Origin of the sequence: Blautia sp. AF14-40 (assembly GCF_003479665.1) — a bacterium.
GTDB lineage: Bacteria > Bacillota > Clostridia > Lachnospirales > Lachnospiraceae > Fusicatenibacter > Fusicatenibacter saccharivorans.
This window is the reverse complement of record NZ_QUHK01000001.1, coordinates 87,513-110,608: the sequence shown is the minus strand read 5'-3', so window position 1 is coordinate 110,608 and position 23,096 is coordinate 87,513. Positions and strand designations below refer to the sequence as shown.

Annotated in this window: 22 protein-coding genes; 1 reads left to right on the top strand and 21 read right to left on the bottom strand. The window is 50.4% G+C overall.

The window, feature by feature from the left end; genetic code table 11:
* Positions 1–88: 88 nt before the first annotated feature.
* On the bottom strand, positions 89–664 hold the full coding sequence (locus tag DWW13_RS00585; RefSeq protein WP_055218220.1) for a stage II sporulation protein M: 576 nt from the start codon (positions 662–664) through the stop codon (positions 89–91).
* 214 nt (positions 665–878) lie between these two features.
* Positions 879–3,461: a glycoside hydrolase family 3 protein gene (locus DWW13_RS00580; RefSeq protein WP_055218222.1), complete on the bottom strand. Its 2,583-nt coding sequence runs from the start codon at positions 3,459–3,461 to the stop codon at positions 879–881.
* Positions 3,462–3,648: 187 nt separating this feature from the next.
* Here DWW13_RS00580 and DWW13_RS00575 point away from each other — a divergent pair, with 187 nt between their 5' ends.
* Positions 3,649–4,479: a helix-turn-helix transcriptional regulator gene (locus DWW13_RS00575; protein ID WP_117760398.1), complete on the top strand. Its 831-nt coding sequence runs from the start codon at positions 3,649–3,651 to the stop codon at positions 4,477–4,479.
* Between the two features lie 112 nt (positions 4,480–4,591).
* Here the strand turns inward: DWW13_RS00575 and rny are convergent, their stop codons facing one another.
* The 19 genes from rny to sdaAB all read right to left on the bottom strand — a co-directional run bounded on the left by rny (position 4,592) and on the right by sdaAB (position 23,092).
* Positions 4,592–6,157, bottom strand: coding sequence for a ribonuclease Y (gene rny / locus DWW13_RS00570; protein ID WP_118718968.1), 1,566 nt, complete (start codon positions 6,155–6,157; stop codon positions 4,592–4,594).
* A 148-nt stretch (positions 6,158–6,305) separates the two neighbouring features.
* On the bottom strand, positions 6,306–6,932 hold the full coding sequence (locus DWW13_RS00565; RefSeq protein WP_055218226.1) for a regulatory protein RecX: 627 nt from the start codon (positions 6,930–6,932) through the stop codon (positions 6,306–6,308).
* Positions 6,933–8,000 carry a recombinase RecA gene (gene recA, locus DWW13_RS00560; RefSeq protein WP_022463338.1) on the bottom strand — a complete coding sequence of 356 codons (1,068 nt, stop codon included), beginning with the start codon at positions 7,998–8,000 and terminating at the stop codon, positions 6,933–6,935.
* Entirely contained in the window at positions 7,990–8,175 is a 186-nt protein-coding gene (locus DWW13_RS00555; RefSeq protein WP_118718966.1) for a hypothetical protein, read from the bottom strand. The genes recA and DWW13_RS00555 overlap by 11 nt, the downstream gene beginning before the upstream one ends.
* Positions 8,176–8,281: 106 nt before the next feature.
* A complete protein-coding gene (glgA, locus tag DWW13_RS00550; protein WP_055218231.1) occupies positions 8,282–9,724 on the bottom strand; it encodes a glycogen synthase GlgA in 1,443 nt (480 codons plus the stop codon).
* A 192-nt stretch (positions 9,725–9,916) separates the two neighbouring features.
* Positions 9,917–10,717 carry a sporulation transcription factor Spo0A gene (gene spo0A, locus DWW13_RS00545; RefSeq protein WP_055218233.1) on the bottom strand — a complete coding sequence of 267 codons (801 nt, stop codon included), beginning with the start codon at positions 10,715–10,717 and terminating at the stop codon, positions 9,917–9,919.
* 206 nt (positions 10,718–10,923) lie between these two features.
* The gene (gene spoIVB, locus DWW13_RS00540; RefSeq protein ID WP_158568303.1) at positions 10,924–12,144 is read right to left on the bottom strand and encodes a SpoIVB peptidase; all 1,221 of its coding nucleotides are present in this window, start codon (positions 12,142–12,144) and stop codon (positions 10,924–10,926) included.
* 165 nt (positions 12,145–12,309) lie between these two features.
* Positions 12,310–14,001, bottom strand: coding sequence for a DNA repair protein RecN (recN, locus tag DWW13_RS00535; RefSeq protein ID WP_117509106.1), 1,692 nt, complete (start codon positions 13,999–14,001; stop codon positions 12,310–12,312).
* Between the two features lie 63 nt (positions 14,002–14,064).
* On the bottom strand, positions 14,065–14,541 hold the full coding sequence (gene argR / locus DWW13_RS00530; protein ID WP_055267041.1) for an arginine repressor: 477 nt from the start codon (positions 14,539–14,541) through the stop codon (positions 14,065–14,067).
* Between the two features lie 29 nt (positions 14,542–14,570).
* On the bottom strand, positions 14,571–15,428 hold the full coding sequence (locus DWW13_RS00525) for an NAD(+)/NADH kinase (RefSeq protein ID WP_022463345.1): 858 nt from the start codon (positions 15,426–15,428) through the stop codon (positions 14,571–14,573).
* A gap of 19 nt (positions 15,429–15,447) precedes the next feature.
* Entirely contained in the window at positions 15,448–16,257 is an 810-nt protein-coding gene (locus tag DWW13_RS00520; RefSeq protein WP_022463346.1) for a TlyA family RNA methyltransferase, read from the bottom strand.
* Positions 16,254–18,131, bottom strand: coding sequence for a 1-deoxy-D-xylulose-5-phosphate synthase (gene dxs / locus DWW13_RS00515; protein WP_117760402.1), 1,878 nt, complete (start codon positions 18,129–18,131; stop codon positions 16,254–16,256). Before dxs ends, DWW13_RS00520 begins: the two co-directional genes overlap by 4 nt.
* Before the next feature lie 11 nt (positions 18,132–18,142).
* Positions 18,143–19,057, bottom strand: a complete 915-nt coding sequence (locus tag DWW13_RS00510; RefSeq protein ID WP_330415388.1) for a polyprenyl synthetase family protein — start codon at positions 19,055–19,057, stop codon at positions 18,143–18,145.
* Positions 19,035–19,280, bottom strand: a complete 246-nt coding sequence (gene xseB, locus DWW13_RS00505; RefSeq protein WP_226906307.1) for an exodeoxyribonuclease VII small subunit — start codon at positions 19,278–19,280, stop codon at positions 19,035–19,037. The genes DWW13_RS00510 and xseB overlap by 23 nt, the downstream gene beginning before the upstream one ends.
* A 22-nt stretch (positions 19,281–19,302) precedes the next feature.
* The gene (xseA, locus tag DWW13_RS00500; RefSeq protein ID WP_022463350.1) at positions 19,303–20,529 is read right to left on the bottom strand and encodes an exodeoxyribonuclease VII large subunit; all 1,227 of its coding nucleotides are present in this window, start codon (positions 20,527–20,529) and stop codon (positions 19,303–19,305) included.
* Positions 20,519–20,956: a transcription antitermination factor NusB gene (nusB, locus tag DWW13_RS00495; RefSeq protein ID WP_022463351.1), complete on the bottom strand. Its 438-nt coding sequence runs from the start codon at positions 20,954–20,956 to the stop codon at positions 20,519–20,521. Before nusB ends, xseA begins: the two co-directional genes overlap by 11 nt.
* 127 nt (positions 20,957–21,083) lie before the next feature.
* Entirely contained in the window at positions 21,084–21,476 is a 393-nt protein-coding gene (locus DWW13_RS00490) for an Asp23/Gls24 family envelope stress response protein (RefSeq protein ID WP_022463352.1), read from the bottom strand.
* 70 nt (positions 21,477–21,546) lie between these two features.
* Positions 21,547–22,419: an L-serine ammonia-lyase, iron-sulfur-dependent, subunit alpha gene (gene sdaAA, locus DWW13_RS00485; protein ID WP_117760404.1), complete on the bottom strand. Its 873-nt coding sequence runs from the start codon at positions 22,417–22,419 to the stop codon at positions 21,547–21,549.
* The gene (gene sdaAB, locus DWW13_RS00480; RefSeq protein ID WP_117760405.1) at positions 22,409–23,092 is read right to left on the bottom strand and encodes an L-serine ammonia-lyase, iron-sulfur-dependent subunit beta; all 684 of its coding nucleotides are present in this window, start codon (positions 23,090–23,092) and stop codon (positions 22,409–22,411) included. The genes sdaAA and sdaAB overlap by 11 nt, the downstream gene beginning before the upstream one ends.
* Positions 23,093–23,096 lie beyond the last annotated feature (4 nt).

The window sequence follows — 23,096 nt, the reverse complement described above, 5'->3', positions numbered from 1 at the left end:
TCTCCCTCTCACTGCCCGATAAAGGGTAACAATGCTTTTAATTATATACACGTTTTTTCAAAAATGCAATTCCCTTTTCCGACCGTTTTTACAGGATTTTCGCAAGAAACCACGGATTGACATAACTCTCAAGCAGAATACCCCACAGAAGCAGGATCAGTGCAAAGAAGTAGCGCACGCCAAAGCAAAAATATTCCTTTTTCTGTATGCCGCCGGCAAGGTGATTCGTCTCTGCCATCCGGCTGCACGCAGCAGCCATCAGAAATAACGCGGCAAGGTAGAGGAAAATCTGCGGAAAAAGAGCCAGAAAAAAGAATAAAAGACCTGCCATTCCGTTCTGCAGATAGGCAGCCGAGAGAAAGACGCCACACAGAAAACCATATGCCCAAACGGCAGCAGTGGCAAAATACGCACCGATTGCCGTCAATCCAAAGAGAAGTCCCGCAAATGCCGGTGCTAACCGTACCTTTAGAAGATAGGAAAAGCAGGCCTTTGCGGAAATTTTTCTTCCCAAAAACGCCTCCGCCTGAAAGAGGCGGACGCTATTTCCCTCCTTCATTCCCATGTGGGATGCCGTAAGCAGCAGCAGTACACCGAGGGTCATACCGGCCGCAAACCAGAGGGCAAAAAAACGAATATATGCATTCTCATCCCGTTCTCTCATTTGCTTTTTGCGCCTCCTTATTTTCTGCCTTACTGTCAATGTATTCACGGTTCATAGACAATATACGTAAAAGAAGTGCCTGCTCCGCAGACCCCCATCTGCGAATGGCACTTCTTTCCTCTTTTCAGGGTCCCCCAATGTCTCACGCACCGAAATGTCCGTTCATTTCAAACCCTGCTTTTTGTATATCCCCATAAGATATTTTTCACTTCTTTTATTTCACGACAAGATAGGTATCCAGATCATCGAACTGATCAAGGTAGCTGACTGCGCCCTCGTACATATTGGACTGCAGTACGATATTTACCGTGTTATAGATGCAGCGTTTCAATTCTGCCATCGTCAGAGTTCCATCTGCAAGTTCTTTTTTGATGTTCTCGTGATCCTCCGGCAGACCCGGCATTACCATGTCATTTCCGGCTCTCATGCAGCCCGCTGCCGTACACTCGCCCTGGATCTGTACGTTGGTGGTTGTCCAGTCGGTCATGATAGCTCCTGCAAATCCCCACTCATCTCTCGCTGCTTTCGTGCAGGTATCGTAGCAGTTTGCAGCGTGCACACCATTGATCAGGTTGTAAGATGTCATAATGGACATCGGCTGTGCATCTTTGACTGCGATTTCAAAGCCTTTCAGATAGATCTCACGCAGTGCACGCTCGGACAGGATGGAATCGGAGCCCATACGGTTATCCTCCTGATTGTTGCATGCGAAGTGTTTGATCGTGGTTCCGCAGCCCGGTACCTTCTGTACACCGAGTGTCATGGCAGCCGCCATCATACCGGCAAGCAGCGGATCCTCGGAATAATATTCAAAGTTTCTTCCGCAGAGCGGATTTCTGTGGATGTTCATGCCAGGTGCCAGCCACAGTGTTACGTTGAACAGCTCCATCTCATGGCCGATCATCTCGCCGACTCTCTTGATCAGTTCTACATCCCAGCTCTGTGCCAGAAGTGTTCCAACCGGAATTGCGGTACAGAACTGATAATAGGTTGTTCCGCGTTTTTCCTGCGGTTTGCTGAAGAATCCGCCTTCCAGTGCCGCCAGGAAATCGCTCGCTACGATCTCTCCGTTGTCTACCTGGTATTCTCTCTTCAGACGAAGACCTGCAGGTCCGTCGACCAGAGCAATCGTGGTTACATTCCACGGCTCCTCCGAAGCACACGGGGATGTCTCCGCTGCTGCTCCCGGAACAGAAATTCCTGCGGAGCCAAGCGCGTTGCCCTGTGCTCTTCCCGGATCACCGGTTGCAAGGAGTGCCAGCTGATCCACAGAAAGGGATTCCACAATCTTTCCTGCTTTTCCAGGAAGCTCTTCCGGTACCGGCTGGTAATCTACTTTCTCAGTTGGGATCTCAGATGCTTTAAGCTCGATCACGCTCATTCTCTTTTCTTTTACTTCCTTCTGCCATGCAGCCTCTCTTGCCTGAACTTTTTCTGCATCAGGAACAATCTCATTCAATTCCTCTTTCAGCGGGCAGATATTTTCACACGCTGTCATGACTGCTTTCTCGTCCAGCTCCAGCGCGCCGGAGAGAACAGATGTATTCAGATCATTTCCAATCCAGATACCATACATGCCCGGCTCCAGAATCCAGGATGCGCTTTCCTCCTCATAGGAAGTCAGCTGATACAGCGGGAAGGTGATGGTCATGGTCTGGGATTCCTTCGGAGCCAGCAGTTTTGTTTTTCCAAAGCCTGCCAGACGGCGGAACTCTTTCACCAGTCTGCCCTGCGGGCAGGAAGCGTAGATCTGTACAACTTCTTTTCCTGCATAAGTATCGCCGGTGTTGGTGACGGTAACAGTCACGCTTACTTTCGGATTCATCATACCGCGGCCGCTTACTTTGATGTCATCGGTTCTGATCTCGAAATCGGTGTAGGACATACCGTAACCGAAGGAGTAACGGACTGGTACTTCAAAGGTATCGAAGTAACGGTATCCAACGAAGATACCCTCTTCGTATTTTTCTTTCATGAGGTCGCCGCTCTTGTAGCTGTAAACCTCTGCACCCGGATAATCATAGTAATCTTTTGCCCAGGTATCTGTCATTTTTCCGGATGGGGTTACATCGCCGCTTACAACATCAGCAAATGCATTTCCGCCTTCCTGGCCTGCCTGTACGTACTGTAAAATAGAGCGGATATTGTCAAATTCTTCTACGAATGCCAGATCCATCAGGCCGCCGGTGTTGATAACAAGAACAACGTTTTTATAGCATCTGGAAACCTGTGCCAGAATAGCTTTCTCTTCTTTGGAGATGAAGTAGTCACCCTCCGTATCAAAACGGTCTTTGTTCTCTCCTGCGATACGTGCCAGAACGAAGAATGCGGTGTCTGCACCGTCGGCTGCTGCTTTCTCTTCATCGATTGGGTTTCCGGATGGCATAAAGAACGGGGTTGCAGAGTACGCATCAAAGAATTTTGTGTCGTCTCCGTTCAATTTTGTGAAAATCTCATTTTTCCAGTCCAGTCTTGCCTGTACGTAGAGTTTATCGTAATCCTCCAGCCATTCACTGCTTGTTACGTCGTAGCCTGCATTTTTCATGCCCTGGAAAATATTAACGCTGTCACGCTCATTGACATCGCCGGAACCGGTGCCTCCTTTGATGGTGCGGATCGCACCTGCTCCGTAAAGACCTACCTTGCTGCCCTTTGCCAGCGGCAGGAAATGATCTTTGTTTTCCAGAAGAACGAATCCCTCTGCTGCTGCCTCGCGGGCAAGTTTGCGGTGATCTGTTTCACGCTGGGTTACTTCCGGAGATGTAGTTCCGTTAAAGGTTCTTACCTTTGCTTTCATGTCTTTGTTCCTCCCAAACTTTGTTTCGTGCTAATGTCTCCATTATCTTCCCTTTTTCGTGTAACTTCTAGTTCCTTTCTTGTCCTTTCTCTGGTTGATATTGATATTTCGCCCAATTTCTGGTACAATATTCTTATCTTTTTTGATTATAATTGACGTATATTTCTATCACATCCTGGAGGTACTTATGGAATCCTGCTTTTACGAAACAATACACGAAACCGATCTGCTGCACGTCCGTTTTGAGCTGCAGGATGCGCCCGCTTTTGTTTTTCCGGCGCACTGGCACGAATATGTGGAAATTCTCTATCTGATCAGGGGACAGTTTTCCGCGATTGTCCAGGCAACGGAGTATCGGTTAAACGAGGGCGATCTGATTATCATCAACTCCGGCGACCTCCATATGACGCGCTCCAACACCTGTACATATCTTCTGCTGCAGATTTCCGCAAGCCAGATGCGCCAATATCTGCCGGACTTTGATACGATGCGTTTCGACACGATCATTCCCTACTCGGAACAGCCGGCTCCGCTCCGCGCACTGCTCTCGGAGATGAACGAGATCCGGCAGAATCCTTCCGATTCATACCAGCTTCTCTTTACCTCACGACTGTACGAATTTCTGTACCATCTCTGCCGGTCGTATTCCCACCAGATCCCTTCGGCATCCCTCACGGGTTCACAGCGCGATCTGCAGCGCGTGACACACGTTATGAACTGGGTGAAAGTGCATTACCCGGAACCGTTAAGCCTCGAAACAGCCGCGGATTCCCTGGCGCTCTCGAAGGAGTATTTCTGCCGGCTCTTTAAAAAGTATACCGGACAGACCTTTCTCGAATATCTGAACGATGTGCGCACGATGCACCTGTACGAAGATTTACAGAATTCCGACGAAACGATCACGGTACTGATGGAGAAAAACGGGCTGTCGAATTACAAAATTTTTATGCGGACCTTCAAAAAGCTGTATGGCTCTACACCTCAGAAAATGCGCTCGAACCGGATACGGCACGTATAAATTCTTTTGAAACTTACTGTTCTTATACACACTGAAAAGGCTGTGGAACATGATTGCTCATGTCCACAGCCTCTTTTTGATTTCGTTATTAAATTGTTTCGTAGAAAGTCTTTTATTTCGCGTAATCCGTTACACGGCTCTCGCGGATAACATTGACCTTGATCTGTCCCGGGTATTCCAGTTCAGCTTCGATCTGTTTCGAGATATCCCTTGCGAGCAGTACCATTTCAGAATCGGATACCTGTTCAGGAACAACCATGATGCGGACTTCTCTACCAGCCTGAATAGCAAAAGATTTTTCGACACCCTTGAACGAATTCGTGATGTCTTCCAACTGTTTTAATCTGTTGGTATATGTTTCGAGTGTTTCTCTTCTTGCACCCGGTCTTGCTGCGGAAATTGCATCCGCTGCCTGAACGATACATGCAATCAAAGACTGGGGCTCTACATCCCCGTGATGTGATTCTACTGTGTTGATCACAATCTGAGATTCTTTGTACTTTTTGCAGAGATCTGCACCGATCTGAATGTGAGATCCTTCTACCTCATGGTCGATGGATTTACCGATATCATGAAGCAGTCCGGCACGTTTTGCCATGCGGACATCGCATCCTATCTCTCCTGCGAGGAGACCGGAAAGCTGTGCTACCTCGATCGAATGCTTTAATGCATTCTGTCCGTAGCTGGAACGGAATTTCATTCTTCCAAGGAGACGGATCAGCTCCGGATGAAGTCCGTGTACACCGACTTCCAGTGCGGCTGCCTCGCCTTCCTCGCGAATATTCTGTTCTACTTCTTTGCGGGCCTTTTCTACCATCTCTTCGATGCGGGCCGGATGGATTCTTCCGTCTACGATCAGTTTTTCCAGAGCAATTCTTGCCACCTCACGGCGAATCGGATCGAATGAGGAAAGAACGACTGCTTCCGGTGTATCGTCGATGATCAGGTCAACGCCTGTCATGGTTTCGAGTGTACGGATGTTTCGTCCTTCACGACCGATGATGCGGCCTTTCATTTCATCGCTCGGAAGCTGTACCACGGAGATGGTACTCTCGGATACGTGATCGACAGCACATTTCTGAATAGCTGTTACCACATACTCTTTTGCCTTACGGCCTGCTTCCTCTTTTGCTCTGCTCTCCAGCTCTTTGTAGAGCTTTGCTGTGTCGATTTTTACTTCGTCTTCCACAGATTTTAACAGATACTCTTTTGCTTCCTCGGAGGTAAAACCGGAAATTCTTTCCAGTTCCTGTACTCCTTTTTCGTGTAGACCGTCTACTTCCTTTTCTTTCTTTCTGACGCTTGCCTCTTTTGCTGCAATTTCGTTTTCACGACGCTCCAATACGTCCGCTTTTTTATCTACAGATTCTTCTTTCGATAAAACGCGCTTCTCATATTTCTGCAGTTCCGCTCTGCGCTCTCGGGTCTCTTTTTCTACTTCATTCTTCGTACGAAGAGACTCCTCCTTCGCCTCCAGCAGGGCTTCCCGTTTCTTAGTTTCGGCAGTTTTCAGTGCTTCATCTATGATGTTTCTCGCCTTTTCTTCCGCTGTGCCAATTTTTTCAGCATCCTGCTTGATTTTATTGTCCACAGCAATTTTCCTGGTAACAGGAACCGCAATAAGCAGCGTGACTACTACAGCAATGAATACCAGCAGAATTGTAATACCTGTACTCATTACCGGAGCACCTCCTTATTTAGTTTTCATTGCACATTTACAACACTACAATTTTATACTGTTTTCACAAATTTGTCAATGTTTTAAAAATATTCATGTAATTTATTGCACATAATTTCGCGGCATGTGGCGGAATCGCCGGGAATATTCAGGATTCTTCGTCAGCGGAATCTTGGTATTCTTCCAGTGCCCGACGGATTTCGGAACTGCCGAATCCCTTCCGCGTCAGAAAACCGGCAGCACGGCGGTACTCTTTTTCATCCAGCCGGTGCGGCGTGCCGAGCTTTGCGAAGGCGGCACTTTTTGCAAGTTCATACTCATCGCGGGCATCCTCCTGCTCTTCCAGGACGGATTCCACCAGTTCCCGGTCCACGCCTTTCTGTGCCAGCGCATAGAGGACTGCCTTTTTCCCTTTTTTCGCACCGCTGCCCGCAAGATACTGCTCCACGTATGCGCGGTCGTCGATATAGTGAAAGCTCTCCACGTACGAGACAGCCTCTTCAATGGCTCTCTCGGGATAGCCGTCTTTTCGTAACTTATCTTCCAGCTCTTTTTTCGTCCGCATCTGTCCGAGCAGCAGATACATCGCGCGGTGTTTGGCCCTTTTAGTCAGCACTTCCCCTGCCAGCTTTTCGTAAACCTCATCGGGAAGCTCCTCCTGCTCTTTGATGCGGGAAGCGCGGATTTCCCCGTTATAAAGAACCAGATCCTCTCCGTCATCGAAGAGGATCCGTGATTTCTTTTTATTCAGAGGACGAATCTCTGTCACAAACATTTATTCGTCGTCTCCTTCGGTTTCCGGAACTGCTGCTGTTTCCTCTGTGCCTTCCGGCGCTTCTTCCTTGATCAGGCCGTAAGCCACGCGCACTTTGTGCTCGATCTCATCCATGATTTCCGGATGCTCGCGCAGGTATGCTTTCGCATTTTCGCGTCCCTGGCCGATCTTGTCGCCGCCGTATGCGAACCATGCGCCGCTCTTCTGTACGATGCCGACGGAAGCTGCCAGATCCAGAACGTCTCCTTCTTTGGAGATTCCTTTTCCGAACATGATATCAAATTCTGCCTCGCGGAACGGCGGAGCTACTTTGTTTTTCACGACTTTGATTCTGGTACGGTTTCCGACCATCTCTCCGCCCTGCTTTAAGGCTTCAATTCTTCTGACATCGAGACGGATGGAAGAATAGAATTTCAGTGCACGGCCGCCGGTTGTGGTCTCCGGATTTCCGAACATGACACCGACTTTTTCACGCAGCTGGTTGATAAAGATAACAATACAATTGGATTTGCTGATCGCTGCAGTCAGTTTCCGGAGTGCCTGAGACATCAGACGCGCCTGCAGTCCGACGTGGGAATCTCCCATGTCGCCGTCGATCTCGGCTTTTGGAACGAGGGCTGCAACAGAGTCCACGATGATGATGTCTACCGCACCGGAACGGACCATCGTCTCGGTGATCTCAAGTGCCTGCTCGCCGTTGTCCGGCTGTGAGATATAAAGATTTTCAATATCAACACCGATGTTTTTGGCATAGGCCGGATCGAGCGCATGCTCTGCATCGATGAAGCCGGCGATTCCGCCGCGTTTCTGTACTTCGGCTACCATGTGGAGCGCTACGGTTGTTTTACCGGAAGACTCCGGTCCATATACCTCGATGATTCTTCCCTTCGGCACACCGCCAAGGCCGAGTGCGATATCCAGGCTTAAAGAGCCGGTCGGGATGGTTTCCACGTTCATGTTTGCTGCGGAATCTCCGAGCTTCATGACAGCTCCTTTTCCGTACTGTTTTTCAATCTGTCCAAGTGCGGCATCGAGTGCACGCAGTTTATCTTCGTTATTATTTCCCATACTGAATATTCTCCTTACCATGCGAACGTCCGTTCGCTTCTGTATCCATACTATTACAAATCTGCTTTGTTGTCAACTGTTTTTCTTTTTTTCCTGTGTCTTTTTTCAGCCCCCAAATCCTCTGCACCGGAGCTGCTTCGAATATATCCTTATGCACAAGTGTAGCATATTCCACTCTCCTGCCGCAACCCAAAAATACTGCAAAAAAATCCCGAAACGGCTTTTCTTTCCTCTTCTGCCATTTCGGGATTTTTTTCTTATTTTTCAGAATGCAGATCAGCTTATCCGATCAGCCAGTTGTACATTTCCTCGTACTGTTTTGCGGAATTCGCCCAGGAGAAATCCTGTGCCATTGCGCGGTCGATCATCTTGTTCCACTCGCGTTTTTTGTCGTAATAGATGCGCTCTGCGTACCGCACGGTACCCATCATCTCATGCGCATTGTAGTTTGTGAAGCTGAATCCAGTTCCTGTTCCCTCGTACTCATTGTACGGCTCTACGGTGTCTTTGAGGCCGCCGGTCTCGCGGACGATCGGAAGGGTTCCGTAGCGGAGGCTCATGAGCTGGGAGAGTCCGCATGGCTCAAACAGGGACGGCATCAAGAAGGCATCGCAGGATGCATAGATCTTGTGTGACATTGCATCGGAATAGTAGATGTTTGCCGAAACCTTCTTGTCGTATTTCCATGCGAAGTGGCGGAACATGTTCTCGTAGCGCTCCTCGCCGGTTCCAAGGATCACAAACTGTACGGCATCCTGGCACATCTCATCCATCATATAGCTGATGAGGTCGAAGCCCTTCTGATCGGTCAGCCGGGATACGATACCGATCATCATCGTCTTCGGATTGACCTCGAGTCCTAACTCCTCCTGCAGTGCCAGTTTATTTTTCACTTTCTCTTTACGGAAGTTCTTTACATTGAAATTCTTTGCAATCTGAGCGTCTGTCTCCGGGTTCCACTCATTGTAGTCGAGTCCGTTTACAATACCGCGCAGATCGTTTGCTCTTGCACACATCAGACCGTCGAGTCCTTCGCCATAGAACGGGGTCTGAATCTCCTGCGCGTATGTATTGCTGACGGTGGTGATCGCATCTGCGTAAACCAGACCGCCCTTCAAGTAGCTGGCATCGTGTTTGAACTCCAGCTTATCCGGTGTGAAGTAGTAGTCGGAAAGGCCGGTAATGCTCTGAATCGTCTTGCGGTCCCAGATGCCCTGGAATTTCAGGTTGTGGATCGTCATGACGGTTTTGATTCCCCGATAGAATTCATCTGCCTGGAAACGCTCGTGCAGGTAAACCGGAACGAGACCGGTCTGCCAGTCGTGGCAGTGGATGAGATCCGGGCGGAAGCCGATGGTCGGTAAAATGGAAAGCGCTGCTTTACTGAAGTAAGCAAATTTTTCCAGATCCCACGGCATGCCCGCATATGGAGTGCTTCCTCCGAAATGCTCCTCGTTGTCGATAAAGTAGAATTTGATGCCTTCATATTCCATCTCGAAAATGCCGACATACTGCTGTCTCCAGTTCAGATCCATGTAGAAGTTTGTCACATACTGCATCTGATTTCTAAACTGTTCTTTGATTCCTGCGTATTTTGGAATCACCACGCGCACATCAAAATACTCTTTCGGGAAGTATTTCGGCAGAGAACCTACTACATCCGCCAGACCGCCTGTTTTGATGAACGGTACACACTCTGAAGCCACGAACAAAATATTTTTCATGAAAAGAATCCTCCTGTAATTTCATGCTGATTATCGCATCTTTGTTTTTCTGTAATTCCTTCCTTTTTGTCACGATCCTATGAAACGCGAAAGGATAATCAACGTCCTGTCTGTATTATACCGTACTTTATCCAGAAAAAAAAGTCTAAACTTCTGTAATTTCTCCGTTTGTTCGGATTTTTTTGTTACTTTTTACTGATTTTTCAGTTCGAGACGTATTTTATCTGCAATTAATGCAATAAATTCAGAATTTGTCGGTTTACCCTTGCGGTTGTTCACGGTATAGCCGAACAGCTCGTCGATTGTATCCATTTTGCCGCGGCTCCAGGCCACTTCAATCGCATGGCGGATGGCACGCTCGACACGACTTGACGTTGTCTGGTGGCGTTTCGCGATGGTCGGATAGAGAATCTTGGTAATGGAATTGAGCATTTCCGTGTCCTCTACGGAAAGCAGAATCGCATCGCGCAGGTACTGGTATCCTTTGATATGGGCAGGAACGCCGATCTCGTGGATCATATTTGTCACATCGATTTCCAGACTGTTTTCCGGCGGACAGATCGGCTCTTTTCCGGGGTTTGTAAAATTTCTTGGATGGTATCTTCTTACTGCTGTCATTCCTTTTGTTGCTTTGATCCGGTTCAGAAGAGTTTCGTTGTCGAACGGTTTTAAGACGTAATAGTAAGCGCCGAGCCGGAACGCATCTTCGGTGATCCTCTCCTCTCCTACGGCGGAGACAACGATAAAGGCAGGTCTTTTTTTCAGATTTTTATCCTCATTGACTTTCTCCATTACAGTCAGACCATCCATCTTCGGCATGAAAATGTCAAGCAGTACGACGTCCGGTTCTTTGTCGCGGATGATACTGTAGATATCATTTCCGTTTCCGGTCTGCCCGATCAGTTCAAGCGTGTCATCCTGTTTTATGACGTTCCCAAGCATTTCCTGCATGCGTTCGTTATCATCCGCGATGGCAATGTTGATCTTTTCCATAAAGCTCTCCTTTGCAAAAACTCATAGTCTTTCCGGAATTTCACTGCATCCGTTTTCTTCTGAACTTTTTCCAATCACACAGACATTATAATTTTATTTTTTCGCATTTTCAATATATTTCCCGTAATTTTTTGAAAATTCGATCGACATTTTCCGTAAAAATTCGGAAGTTTGTAACAATTTCAACCAAATTAACGCATATTTTTTCAGTTCCGTTCAAGCATGTTTTCCGCAAAGACACCGTAGCCTTTTTCTGGATGGTTTACGAAAACATGGGTAATGGCGCCGATCAGCCTTCCGTTCTGGAGCACCGGCGAGCCGGAATTTCCCTGTACGATGCCGCCGGTTTTCTGTAGCAGCCGTTGATCGGTAATTTCGAGCACAAAATTTTTGTTCGTATTCTCGCTTCCAAGATCGATTTCTGTAATCTCCGCCTCATACTCTTCTACCGTATTGTCCACGCACATCCGCACGGTGGCCGGGCCCGTCTCGATCTCCTGCCGATAGGCAATTTCCGTCACGGTAAGCGGCAGTGCACTGCTTTTTTCCCTGTCCAGAACGCCGTGGATACCGTAGATGGTATTCTCCGCCACTGACCCGATACGGTTCTTTTCTTCGTAATGGATCACGCCCTGCAGTTCACCCGGTACACCCGCTTTTCCCGGGATCACAGACAGAATCTGTGTCAGATACAGTTCTCCGCCGTTCAATTGGAGCATTTTTCCGGTATCGATATCACTGATTCCATGGCCGAGCGCTGCAAAGGTTCCGTCCGGTTCCACGAAAGTCAGTGTTCCGATTCCCTGCATATTGTCGCGGACCCAGGCCCCGAGGCGGCAGGTGCCGTCCTGGCTTTTCTGCGGTGTCACCTGCACTTCGATCGTTTCCCCGTCCCGAAGCAGGGAAAGATACACCGGGGAACCGTTTGATACTTTTACTGCATCAATCAGATCCTGCTTGCTGCGGATGCTCTGTCCGTTTACTTTTGTGATATAGTCGCCTTCCCGAAGAATATTTTCTGACGGACGGCTGACGGTTCCGTCGGACGAACGGATTTCGGCTGTACGGATCACCATCACACCGTCGGTCTCCATATAGATACCGACCGGCGCTCCGCAGACGGCAACTTTCGGCCGTTCTTCCTGGATCACACGGATCTTTTTCAGCGGGATCCCGGCGGCGGAACATTCTACAACCGTTTCACCCGTTTCTCCGAATTCGGTTTTTTCTGCTTCCTTCGTATCTTCCGAAATCGTCAGAAGTGGATGTTTCGTGAGCGGCTGAAACGGGCTTTCGCTGTTCTCATCCACATACATCGTATCCGGCAGGGATTCGCGCATGGCATCGTAGCCAAGAAGAACGGCGAGGATCAGAAACAGCGCCGCCAGCGCAAGCAGGACTCTTCGGTATTTTTGTTTTCTCGTCATTTGCATTCCCATCCTTTCCGCCGCAGGGCAGAACTGCGGCATTTCTTTTGTTTTCGCGGCGGTCGTCAAGTTCTCGTGCAGGCACGGACTTTGACTCGCCGCCCGCGAAAAAGAGGGAAACCACGCTTTGTTTCGTGATTTCCCTCTTAGTATGCGGACTTCTCTTTATTTGAGTCTTGCAGATTTTTGTACCTGTGCCAATTCCTTCATCTCGCTGGCATTTGCCAGAACAGAATCCGTAATTTTCGCGCCGCCGAGCATTCTTGCCAGTTCTCTGACAGAATCTTCCTCGGATAATGGATGGATCGATGTGACGGTCTCGTTTTCTTCGACGTTTTTTTCGATTTCAAAATGAGAATCTGCCATCGCCGCGATCTGCGGCAGATGGGTGATGCAGATGACCTGATGGCGCTGCCCGATCTGTGCCATTTTTTCGGAAACCTTCTGCGCCGTCCTTCCGCTGATTCCGGTGTCGATTTCATCGAAAATCAGGGTTTCTGTCTCGTCGCGGTCGGCAAGAATCGTCTTGATTGCAAGCATGATTCGCGACAGTTCACCGCCGGAAACAACTTTCGCCAGCGGACGGATCGCTTCGCCCGGGTTTGTGGAGATTAAGAACTCCACAGCATCGGTTCCGTTTTCGGTGTAGCTTTTTGTCTTTTCAAATGAAATTTCAAATGCGACATGCAGGAAATTCAGGTCGCGCAGACCTTCGATAATCTGTGTTTCGAGCCGTTTTGCATAGTTTCTGCGGATTTTGGACAGATTATGTGCGGCCGCATCCAGTTTCTGCTCCGTTTTCTGTAACTGCTCCTGCAGTGCGGCGCGGCAGCTCTCAAAATTTTCCAGTTTTTCCAGTTTTTTCTGCTGTTCTTCGCGGTATGCGGCGATCTCTTCCATCGTCTTTCCATACTTTGCTTTCAGGCGGTTGATCTCATCGAGCCGTTTTTCCGTCTCGTAATACTCTTCTTCGGAAAAGGTCAGTTCGGAAAGATATGCGGAAATTTCGCGGTTGAAATCATTCAGCAGTCCGTCAATATCGGAAAGGGTCTGCGACGGACCGGAAAGTGCATCGTCGTACACTGCGGCCTGCTGCAGCTCCCGGATTGCGCGGCCGACCTGCTCCCCGGCGCTGTTCTCTGCACCGTAGCCGGTGATCGCATATACCGTCTGCAGAGATTCCGCGATCTTTTTCGCATGGCCCATTTTCCGGTACGCAGTTTCCAACGCTTCGTCCTCGCCCTCTTTTAGCTCTGCCTGATCAATCTCGTTGATTTCAAACGTAAGAAATGCTGCCTCCCGCTTTCTTGCCTCCTCGTCGAGTTCGTACGCCGAGAGCTCCTTTCGGACATTCTTCCACTCCTGGTACAGCGCCCGGACCTCTCCTTTTGCCGTGGCCGCCTCGGTTCCCGCAAACGCGTCAAGAATCGCGATCTGCCGGTCCGGATAGAGCAGCGACTGGTGCTCATGCTGGCCGTGGATGTCGAGCAGCAGGGACGCAAGAGCTTTTACCTGTGAGATATTGCATGCCTCGCCGTTGATGCGGCAGACGCTGCGGGATCCGGTGATCTTTCTGGAAATAATCACCTGACCCTCCTCCGCCTCGAGATCCATCTCTTTTAACAGCTCCAGCACATGCGGATTTTCGGTTTCAAAGACCAGTTCCACCAGCGCGCTTGTCTCTCCCGTCCGGATCATCTCGCGGGATATCTTCTTTCCAAGCGCCGCGTTGATCGAACCGATCAGGATGGATTTTCCGGCTCCGGTTTCTCCGGTCAGTATATTCAGGCCCGGACCGAACTCCACTTCCGCTTCGTCGATCAGGGCCAGATTTTTTACGTGTAAGTTTGTGAGCATTCTTTTCCTCCGGTGTCACACCTGCTGTCATCTTTTTTCTCTTTTTGCAGAGACGGGCGTTTTTTAGAACTCCTCGCCCGTCTCCTCCATGCCGTCCACCATCCGTTTCAGGCGTTCTGCTGCCACAAGCGCCGCGTCGTCATCTCTTGCCACGCAGAAAATCGTATCGTCTCCGCCGATGCAGCCGACGATCTCGCTCCAGTTCATCTCATCGAAAGCCGCTGCTGCCGCCATTGCCATGCCGGATACGGTTTTGATGACCAGAATATTTTTGGCAAGATCAACAGAAATAAACGCATCTTTCAGAACGCGCGCATAGCGGCTTCCCACCTCAGACGGTGCATTCTGCAAAACAGCATAACGGCTTCCGCCGTTCTCTTTTGGTACTTTTGTGAGCTTCAGCTGGCGGATATCCCTCGAAATCGTCGCCTGCGTTACGGCAAAGCCGCTCTCCTCCAGCTTCTTTGCCAGCTCCTCCTGTGTTTCAATGTCATATTGGTTAATTAATTTGATAATCTGTGCATGTCTCGCGATTTTCATTTCAAGCATCCTTCCCCAGTAACTATATCTTAAATGTTTGCCATTTTCTTTCTTAATGTCTCCAGAAAACTGATGTTGCTGATCTTCACAATCAGAGTATCCCGTCTGGCCTTTTTGATCACGATCCGGTCGCCGGTTTTCATCGGAACGCGGGTGTCGCCGTCAAAATATGCCATGCCCTGTTCAATGCCGCCGTCTCTCGAAGGCCCGAGCTCCACCTCGATCACATCCTCTGCCGGAAAGACAATGCTTCTCGTATTCAGGGTGTGCGGGGCAAGCGGTGTCATCAGCATCAGGCTGGCTGACGGTGAGATGATCGGGCCGCCCGCGGAGAGGCTGTAGCCGGTCGAACCGGTCGGCGTTGCGATGATGATGCCATCGGCGCTGTAGGAATTTAAAAACTCCCCGTTGACGTAATTGTCGAACCGGACGACACGCAGGTTTCCCTCACGGGTGATCGTAATGTCGTTGAGTGCCGCGTCCTCCGCAATCAGCTTTCCGTCCCGGTAAATCGATCCGCAGAGCATCATGCGGTGCTCAATCGTATACTCATCTGCCATCAGATGATCCAGCGCCGGATAAAGCGTGTCACGGTCGATTTCCGCAAGATAGCCGAGCGTTCCCAGATTGATGCCGAGCAGTGGAATCTGTAAATCCACCACGTCGCCTGCTGCCTGCAGAAGCGTGCCGTCACCACCGAGCACCAGAATGCCGTCGATATCTGACGGAACCTTCGCCGGATCCGTATAATGGTATTTTTCCCCTTTTTCGCTGTTATCGCAGAGAAGACACGTTTTTCCGCGCTCCTCCAGATATTGCCTGATCTGGTCTGTCACGGTAAGGTCCGGGTCTTTTGCTCTGTTTGTGATCAGGTAAAATCGCTCCATATCATGCTCCTTAACCCTTTTATTTATCCAGTGTATCGTGTGCGCTCTTTACAACGGCGTCTACATCGACATTGGTCTCTTCCTCTGTCACGCCGTCCGGCAGCCGGACAAGGTGAACGAGATACTCGATATTTCCCTCCGGTCCTTTGATCGGAGAAAATTCCAGATGGCGCACGCCGAAGGAAATGCTTTTCGCATAGGAAATGACCATCTCAATGACTTCTTTGTGTACAGCCGGATCACGGACAACACCTTTTTTGCCGACTTTTTCGCGTCCTGCCTCAAACTGCGGCTTGATCAGAGCTGCAATTTCGCCGTTCTCTTCCATCAGATTTCGGACCGGAAGCAGCACCTTGGTCAGGGAGATAAACGATACGTCGATCGATACGAAGGACGGTCTCTCCTCGATATCCTCCGTCACGACGTAACGGATGTTCGTGCGCTCCATACAGACAACGCGCGGATCGTTCCGCAGCTTCCAGTCGAGCTGGCCGTGGCCGACATCCACGGAATATACCTTGACGGCGCCGTTCTGCAGCATACAGTCAGTAAAGCCGCCGGTGGATGCTCCGACATCCATGCAGACCTTTCCATCCAGGGTAAGGTTAAAGTTTTTCATTGCTTTCTCTAATTTTAAGCCGCCGCGGCTCACATACGGCAGTGGTTTTCCTTTTAAGACAATCTCCACTTCTTCCGGGAACATGGAACCGGCTTTGTCCTCCCGCTCATTGTCCACCAGAACTTCTCCTGCCATAATCATGGCTTTCGCTTTTTCCCGCGATGTGGCAAGGCCCCGTTCTACCAGTAATACATCTAATCGTTTTTTCATCTTTCTTCCTGCCCCCGTTTTCTGTAGTATTCCTCAATTCTGCCGCAGATATCTTCCGGCGTAAAGCCGACCTGTTTCATCTGGTATGATACACTTCCGTGCGGAATAAAGCGGTCCGGCAGTGCAATAATCTCCACGCCGAACGGAAGGTCTTCTTCCTCGGCAAAAGCAAGGACGCGCTCTCCAAAGCCGCCGTCTTTTACATTTTCCTCGAGTGTTACGACAAGCTCATACGTATCGGCAAAGCTTCGAAGAAGTTCTTCATCGATTGGTTTGACGAACCGCGCATTCACAAGCGCCGCATCCATATCCATCCGCTCTTTTAACTGTTTCTGCACTTCTTCTGCCATTTTTACCATACTGCCGACGGCAAGAAGTGCAACACGGCTTCCCTCATGGATCACTTCTGATTTTCCGAGGCAGATGGGCGCACGGAACTCTTTTAATCCCGTATACGTTTCCCCTCTCGGGTAGCGCACCGCGATCGGGCCGTCGTAATCAACCGCAAATTTGATCATATCCGAAAGCTCCCAGAGGTTCTTCGGTGCAAGAATTGTCATATTCGGCATCGAACCCAGATAGGAAAGGTCGAAAATGCCGTGGTGTGTCTCCCCGTCGTAGCCCACAAGACCGGCGCGGTCAATCGCAAAGACGACATGGAGATTCTGCATACAGACGTCATGCATGATCTGATCGTACGCCCGCTGCAGGAATGAAGAATAAATCGCAACGACAGGCGTAATGCCGCCGAGTGACAGTGCCGCTGCAAATGTCACCGCGTGCTCTTCTGCGATTCCCACATCGAAACAGCGGTCCGGGAACATGTTGGAGAAGCGTTTCAGTCCGACACCGGTCATCATCGCCGCCGTGACTGCCGCAACATCCTTTCTTCGATCTCCCATTTTCCGCATGACCGTGGAAAAGACATCCGTGTACGTCGGATTGGATTTTCCAACCGGCAATCCTGTTTTCACATCGAACGGACCCGCACCGTGGAATCTTGCCGGGTGGCGCATCGCCGGCTCATAGCCGCGGCCCTTCTGTGTCAGGACATGCACCAGAATCGGTCCTTCAAACCGTTTTGCTTCCTGGAAGGTCTTGATCAGCTGCGGAATGTTGTGGCCGTCCACAGGACCTAAATACGTAAGTCCCATATCCTCAAACAGCATGCCCGGAATGATGATCTGTTTGATGCTGCTTTTCGTCTTCCGCATCGCATCCACCATGCCAGGTCCGATGCCCGGAATGCGGTTCAATGCCTTTGTGACGTCCATCTTGAAATCCGTGTACGCCGATGCCGTCCGAAGGCCGGACAGGTACGATGACATACCGCCGACATTCTCGGTGATCGACATTTCGTTGTCATTTAAAACGATAATAAAATTCGATTTCAGGCTGGCCGCATTGTTCAGCGCCTCGTACGCCATGCCGCCGGTCAGCGCACCATCTCCGATGATCGAAACAACGGAATAATTTTCTTTTTTCAGTTCCCGTGCACGCACATAGCCGACGCCTGCGGAAATCGAGGTCGAGCTGTGGCCGGTGTCGAATACATCGCAGTCACTCTCGCTCCGCTTCGGGAATCCGCTGATGCCGCCTTCCCGGCGCAGCGTTTCAAACCCGTCTTTCCGCCCGGTCAGAATCTTGTGCGTGTAGGACTGGTGTCCCACATCCCAGATCAGCTTGTCTTTTGGAAGATCGAAGACGCGGTGCATCGCAATCGTCAGTTCCACGACACCAAGATTGGACGCCAGATGGCCGCCGGTTTTACTCAAAGACTCGATAATAAATTCCCGGATTTCCTCTGCAAGCGCCGGAAGCTGGTCCGCCGGAATCTTCTTAATATCGTTTGGTTTCTGTATTTTTTCTAACATGAAATCATCCCTTACTTTTTTCTGGAAGTCAGAGATTCAAACAGCTCTTCCAGAAATATTTTATCTCCCGGACAGGACAGATTTTTCAGTTCGTCTACGGCCTCTTTCGTAAGCCGTTTTACCTCCTGCTCCGCCCCGTCTGTGCCAAACATCGTCACATACGTTGTTTTTTCATTCTTTTCATCACTGAAAACCGGCTTTCCAAGCTCCTCCATCGTGGATGTGACATCCAGGATGTCGTCCCGGATCTGGAACGCGATTCCGACTTTGGAGGCAATCCGGCAGAGCGCGTCAAGATCATCGTCGTTTGCTCCTGCAAGTGCCGCACCTGCCATCATGGCAGCCTCTAAAAGCGCCGAAGTCTTGTTCTCGTAAATGTAGTCCAGCATCTCACGGTCGATGGCGAAATGGCCGGCTTTTTCATTCATCACGTCAACACTCTGACCGCCCAACATGCCGGAAATTCCGGTTTTCTGACAGAGAATACCAAAAGCCCGCACTACGCGGTCGGTGTGCTCCTCCAGTGGAAAGGCTTTCCAGGCTGTCTCGTATGCATAGTTTAAAAGGGCGTCTCCTGCCAGCACGCCGACGGCCTCCCCGAAGACGACATGGGTCGTTTTTCTGCCGCGGCGGTAATCATCGTTGTCGATCGCAGGGAGATCATCGTGGATCAGGGAATGGGTGTGAATCATCTCCATGGCTGCCATAAATGGTTTTACAGCCTCCCCGGTTCCGCCGAACAGACGGAAACTCTCCTGCAAAAGCAGCGGACGAAGCCTCTTTCCGCCCGCTGTCATACTGTAATTCATGGCTTTTGCCAGTTCCTTTGCAAAGCCTTCCTCTTTCGGCAGGTAAGCGGCAATGATACTTTCCGCTTCCCGCGTTTTTTCTTCGAGTACCGCTTTAAAATTCTCTGAATGTTCCATCCTCATTCATCTGGAGCATTTTTTTCTCGACGCGGTCAATTTTCTGACTGCATTCGTTCAAAAGCTCCATTCCCTCCTTGTATAAACGAAAGGAGTCTTCCAGGCTGACATCGCTGCTCTCCAGCGTTTCGAGCATCTGATCCAGTTTTCCAAATGCTGCTTCCAGTGTCTCACCGGAAGGGGTTCCTTCTTCTTTTCTCTCTTCTGCTTCCATATTTCCCATGTTTTCTCGATTCTCTGCTTTTTCACGATTGTTCCATCCAGGATACGGCCGATGTCTTCTCTGCGCGCGCTGTGATCTTTCCGTCTGATACACAGATTTCGAGCAGATCACCTTCTTTGACATCCTGCACCGAAGTGATGGCTTTTCCTTCTTTTTCCACGTAGGAATAGCCCTGGTTCAGCTTGTCCAGCGGGGACAGACCCTTCATCGCCTGAATGTAAAGGGCAAGGCGGTGGCGCGCTTCTTTGAGCTTTTCTTCCATCGCATCTGTATACCGACGCTCCAGCTCGGCGTGGCGTGCTCTCTGGTCACGGATCTTATTTTCCGGTCCGAGATACTTCCACTTTGTCTCGTACTGCAGAAGGCGGCTTCTCGCTCTCTGCGTCTGGTTTGCCATCGCATGGTTCATGCGGCTTTTATAATTTTCCAGTGTGTTGAGTACCGCGCGGACATCAGCGACCGCCAGCTCCGCCGCTGCGGACGGGGTCGGGGCGCGCAGATCTGCCACGAAATCGATGATCGTTGTGTCGGTCTCATGGCCGACGGCGGAGATCACCGGGGTATGGCAGGAAAAAACGGCACGCGCTACTTTTTCCTCATTGAACGCCCAAAGATCCTCGATCGAACCACCTCCGCGGCCCACGATCAGCACATCCAGATTCAGTGCGTCCAGACGGCGGATGCCCTCCACGATGCTGTCCGCCGCTCCCTCTCCCTGCACCAGGGCCGGGTAGAGGATGATCTGGACAAAGGGATTCCGGCGGAGTGCAATGTTTTTGATATCCTGCACAGCAGCTCCCGTCGGTGCTGTGACAACACCGATTTTCTTTACATACGCAGGAATCGGCTGTTTGTACTCCGGGGCAAACATGCCCATCTCTTCCAGTTCTGCTTTTAGGGCCAGATACTTTTCGTATAAAAGGCCGGCGCCCTCTTTTGTGATCTCTTTTGCATAGATCTGATACTTTCCGTCCCGCTCATAGACGCTGATGCTGCCGCCGACAATCACATTATCGCCGTCCCGCATCGGGAAGGCAAGGCCGCGCCGCGAACCGGCGAACATGACACAGGAAATGGTTCCTTCCGCATCTTTTAAGGAAAAATAGATGTGGCCGGACGGATGGTATTTACAGTTGCTTACTTCTCCGCTGACGTAAATCCGGCGGAGCATATAGTCCTGGTCAAAGATGTTTTTGATGTATGAATTGACCTGGCCTACGGTGTAAACATTCTGATTTTTATTTCTCATCTTCTTCTCTTGCCAGTTTTCCAAGAATACCGTTGATAAAGGACGGAGACTGGTCTCTGCCGAAGCGTTTTGCCAGCTCAACGGCCTCGTTGATGGCTACACCGACCGGAACGTCCTCGTCGAATTTCATCTCGTAAACGGCAAGACGTAGGATCGCCAGGTCTACTTTTCCCATACGGGTCGTTTTCCAGCCCTCGGAAGTACGGTTCAGCATCTCGTCGATTTCCGGGATGTGCTCGGTCACATGATGGTATTTCTCTTCCATATAGGTCTGATCTTTTTCGCTTACGGTTACTTCTTCATCCTCGTCGTTGTCGTCAGAGTACGTAAAGTAAAGAGACATCTGCTGCGGCATCTCCTCTTTCTCCTGGAACTCTGCGGTATAGAGAAGTTTAAAAATATTTTCGCGAAGTTTGCTTCTGTTCATTGTCTGTTTTAATTCCTTCCTGTATAGTTAATTAACTATTTTTCTTCCATTTCATCTGGCTCTGAATAGTTAACAAGAACCGCGGGGTTGTAAGGGGTCGCCTTATTCCCTCGCGGTTCGTTGTTTTTTATTTCGTCTGTTCCATATTCACGCCTGCAATGGCTACATTGACATCGGAAACTTCCAGGCCTGTCATATTCTCGATCGCTGTTTTTACTTTTTCCTGTACGTTTTTGCAGGTTGCCGGAATCTCGTATCCATATTTGAGATTGAGGGCAAGATCCACGCAGACAACGCCGTCGAGTACATCAACTTTGACACCCTTGGAAAGATTTTTCATGCCAAGCTTGCTGACTAATTCGTTGGTAATATTTCCGGCCATGGAGGCTACCCCGTCCACTTCCGTTGCCGCAAGTCCTGCGATAATAGCTACCACCTCGTCTGCAATCTGCACGGTTCCGATTCCTTCGTCATCATATATCGTATAAGTGTTTCTTTTCTGAATTTTTGCCTCTGCCATCTTAAAGAACCTCCTCCTTGGCTGACTTTCCTTTATTATACCAAAAGTTTTCCGAAAATAAAAGTTTTTTTTATTCTTCTTCCTGTGCCGCGCACCACTCGCGTGCTGCCGGCGTGTTGGCAAGGCCGCCCTGGCCGGTTTCGCGCAGACTCGGATGCATCTGGTCGCCGACTTCCCGCATCGCATCGATCACCTGATCCGGCGGAATGCGGCTTATGATTCCCGCAAGTGCCATGTCCGCCGCAGAAAGTGCATTCACGGAACCGATCACATTCCGCTTGACGCACGGGACCTCGACAAGACCGCCGACCGGGTCACACACGAGACCGAGCAGGTTCTTTAATGCCATCGCTGCCGCATGCGTGATCTGGGACGGAGTGCCGCCGCCAAGTGCGGTCAGTGCGCCTGCCGCCATCGCGCTTGCTGTTCCGATTTCGGCCTGGCAGCCGCCGGAAGCGCCCGCAATGTAGGCCCGCGCCGCAACGACCTGGCCGATACCGGCTGCCGTGTAGAGCGCACGCACGATCTGCTCATCCGCTGTCCCCTTCTCTTTCTGGTAATTCACGAGCACAGCCGGAAGCACACCGCACGCTCCTGCGGTCGGTGCTGCAACGATCCGCTTCATGCAGGCGTTTGACTCACCCATCGCAAGTGCAGATGCCATAACTTTTCCGACAAACGGTCCGCAGAGCGTGTTCCCGCTCTCGACATACGCACGCATCGTCTTTCCGGCGCCGCCCACAAGACCGCTTCTCGACTGCAGCGAACCGTCGTAATTCCGTTCAGCGCCTTTCATGGCTTCCCACATGCCGCGCATCGTCTCAATGGACTCTTCGCGGCTTACATTTCTCTCATTCATATCGTCCAGAAGGATAACTTCATCAAACGGCAGGTCTTTTTCCTGGCACTCCCGGACAATTTCTTCCAGTGAATTATAAAACATCGTCCTCTTCTCCTTCCGTTACGTTGATGTATGTTACCTTTACAATGCCCTCACGATGCTCCAGCCATTCCAGCGACTCTTTGGGAAGCGGCTGATCCATCTCCACGACCATGACGGCCGATCCGCCTCTCTTGTCGCGGTAGAGGGACATATTCGCAATGTTGACTGACTTATGTGCCAGCATCGACGTAACCTCGGCTACGTGGCCCGGCTGGTCCAGATTGTGGACGATCAGGGTCGGAATCTCGCAGCTGCAGTTGACATCCAGCCCGTCGAGGCGGTTGATCATGATACGGCCGCCGCCAAGGGAGCACGCCTGCACCTCGAGCGTCCGGCCGCTCTTTCCCTTTACTTCCAGAACGACGCTGTTCGGATGGGCACTCGTCAGATTGGCGATGCCGAATGAATAGGAAAGACCCATCTTCCGGGCAATTTCAAAGCTGTCCGGAATCCGCTCGTCATCCGGCCGCATGCCGAGAAGACCCGCGACGAGACCGCGGTCCGTTCCATGACCCTTTCCCGTTGCGGCAAAGGAACCGTACATCAGTATTTTTGCTTCCACCGGCTGTTCCCCGAGAAGTTTCTGCGTCATCCATCCAATCCGCACTGCCCCCGCTGTGTGCGAACTCGACGGACCGACCATCACAGGGCCCAGAATATCGAATAAGTTCATTCCT